Source organism: Paracidovorax valerianellae (assembly GCF_900102625.1).
In the GTDB taxonomy this organism is placed as follows: Bacteria; Pseudomonadota; Gammaproteobacteria; order Burkholderiales; family Burkholderiaceae_C; genus Paracidovorax; species Paracidovorax valerianellae.
This window is the reverse complement of sequence record NZ_FMZC01000037.1, coordinates 1-2,731: the sequence shown is the minus strand read 5'-3', so window position 1 is coordinate 2,731 and position 2,731 is coordinate 1. Positions and strand designations below refer to the sequence as shown.

At 53.6% G+C, this 2,731-nt stretch carries 2 protein-coding genes and 1 pseudogene; all 3 read right to left on the bottom strand.

What is annotated here, in order from left to right; all coding sequences use genetic code 11:
* Positions 1-350: hypothetical protein (locus BLT03_RS23515; protein ID WP_139160537.1), on the bottom strand; the 350-nt coding region annotated here is incomplete at its 3' end.
* Positions 351-689: 339 nt separating this feature from the next.
* A complete protein-coding gene (locus BLT03_RS24290) occupies positions 690-1,337 on the bottom strand; it encodes a hypothetical protein (RefSeq protein ID WP_139160536.1) in 648 nt (215 codons plus the stop codon).
* Positions 1,337-2,731: pseudogene (locus tag BLT03_RS24630) on the bottom strand (hypothetical protein); the annotation flags it as partial. The pseudogene BLT03_RS24630 and the gene BLT03_RS24290, both read right to left, overlap by 1 nt.

The following is a 2,731-nucleotide window of genomic DNA, read 5'->3' as shown; positions in this document are numbered from 1 at the left end:
CCGCCCGCGTACAGGCCCGCGCCGGTCTTGCCCTTGACCTGGCTGGCATCCAGCACGATGCTCCCGCCCGCATCCAGCACGATCTTGCCGGCGTCGCTGGTGAACTGGCCGTCGGTGGCTGCAATGTTTCCATCGGCCTGCAGGTAGCCGCCGTTGTGGGCGACGATGGTGCCCCGGCTGTTGGCGATGTCGCCCTGGATGCTGGTCAGCAGGCTGTCCGCTTCGATCCGGCCTTGCTCGTTGTTCAGCCCGCCGCCGGACAGCCGCATCAAACCGCCCGCCCGAATGCCGGCGCCGAAGTTGTCGATGCCCCCGGCGGCCGGGCCGGGCAGCGTGTCGGGCCTCTGCACTCCGACGAAAGCAGTGGTGACAAAAGTGCCCTCGGTGCCCGTCACAGCATCCGCTATTAAATATATAGCGCCATGCCCTAGTGCTAATTGCGCTGGAGGGCCTTTTTGCTCATGACCCCGAGATGACGATGCCATCACCGTCAGCAGCGCAACACTCAATGCAAGATAAATGCGCTTTGACATGAGCGTGAGCTTCAGGGAGTTGCGCTTTAGGGATCCTCTGCAAAACCTCGCTTTCCAAAATCCAAGCCCAATAAAGTCAATTAACTTATAGGGCATTTTCTGAGGATTTCAGGGGTTTTGCAGACCCTCCTTAGTTTTGAATATTCCCCTTAATTATCAATCCTGCAAAACAATTGGAATTACCGCCTCGCATTTAACAGGGCAATTTTTCATTTTTTCAGGAAATTTCCAAGTTGACAAATAATCATCCACATAATTCATGGCGGCCCAGTAAACCGCATATAAATAAAAAATGTCTACAAAGGCTTGCTCACCATCTTGTTCAAGATTTTTCCACAGAATAACACCTGAATCACCAGAATTATACAAAAAGGGGCCCAACATCCCTTTACGAGACGAAGATAAATCAAACAAAAACACAGGAAAGCCGTCAGTCTTTGAAGGAATATCATATACAACATCAGGAACATCGATTTCGCAAAGAGGATTATGTAACTTTGCGCCATTCAACATATCAAACTGAAATATACGATCTTCAACACTCGCAACATTGAAATTTTCAGTAGAAATAGGTGCCAAATAAATGAATTCTTCGGCTATCTCCACGGGCAAGCCCAAAAAAGCAATTCGATCATAGGACGACAACGCTCCTATTTGGCTAAAAATCTCGTCGTATATCGAAACATCATTATCACTATTCAAAATTATTTTGTTATTAGCAACATAACAAAAATTTCCATAAAACCCATCTATTATGGCTATGTTAATTTGAAAAAATGAAGCATCACCAAAAGAAACTCTCATTACCATCCCTTTCCTGGAAGGCCGTAAAATCTTCGAATTTCTTTTGGAATTCTAAAGCTTTCCAAAGGCTGCTTGGGGTCTGTAGTACTACCACTCCAATGATAGCTACCATCATTTCCATAGAAATAACGATGAACCCCACCATCGCTATCAATAGCAAACCGCTCGTTACTATTAGGGTCTTTTACCGAACTCTCAAATAATCTTCCCGCATAGGGCGGCTCGATAGACGCATTGCCTCTGTTACCATCCCCACCCAAGGTGTGCTTGGAGTTCGATGAATATTTATCCGTCGGCGAAGAAATATCCACTCCATACTTTCTCCCTCGATCCTCTTTATCCTCCTGATTTGATGGAGGAACACCCGTCGCAAATACCAAATTGGAATTGGGCGGCGTTGCAGCAGGAGTAGTCGTAGAGTTGTCGCCAGGCTTCCTATCAACGATCTGATTGCCACCCGTATCATTTCCTCCACGCGGCCCCTCGTTGGGCGTGGTCGTCGAGTTCCCCCCAGGTATCGGATTCTCAGTCTGGTTACCCCCGGTATTGTTGGGGCCCAGTGGGCTCGCAATCGGCTTGCCCTGGACACGATCCCCCAGATAGTCCGCCACCGCAATGGCGTAAGCACCATCGTCGCTGATCGCGGGGTTTTCTTGTCTTGCCAGGTTCGCCAACCGCGTCAGTTCTAGACCCGTGGCGCCCGTCAATGCCAGGCATGCCACCGTTCTTAAGCACAGGGCCACTCCGCCCAGCCCCAGCCGTCTGACGACCGTGCCCAGACCGTTGTTGGCGACCTCGTTGTTGCCCGTGGCGGCCCCATCCACGCCCCCTACTGCCGCACCGATCGCCGTGCCCGCAGCCATCAAGATGCCTTCCCTGATGGGTTGCGGAATCTCCGGGTTGTTCAGCATTTCAGCCAGTTGCGGGGTCGCCGCCGCGCTGCCGGCTGCGCCTGCGGCACCGCCGACACTGCCGCTGGTGAGCAGGCCGATGCCCGCGTGCATCAGCACTCGGCTGCTGCCGCCCTCTTTCCAGTCGTTTTCGATCTGCTGCGCTTGCGTGAGCAAGGATTGCCGCTTGTCCGGGTCTTCTTCCAACGCGGCGATATTGCGCAGCCCACGGGCTTTGTCCAGCTGGTCTTGCGCGTATTGCGCTCCTGCACGGGTGGCTTGCCGTCCGAACTCCCGCGTGATGGTGATCTGCGCATTCACCTCTTCGCTCACCCGGTTCTTGTCGAAGATGGGCTTGATGCCGGTCTCCGCATCCCCCGTGCGGGCCTCGGTGTTGCCCGCCACCCCAGAGATCCCCGCGCGGCTCGTGCTTTGCGCGTTGCCCTTGTCGCTGCCCACACCCGCTCCGCTGCTGCCCAACTGGCTGCCCACGCCCACCGTGAC

Excerpts from the sequence above, each read along its gene's own strand:
- BLT03_RS24290 (WP_139160536.1), bottom strand. The coding sequence starts at position 1,337 with ATGAGAGTTTCTTTTGGTGATGCTTCATTTTTTCAAATTAACATAGCC.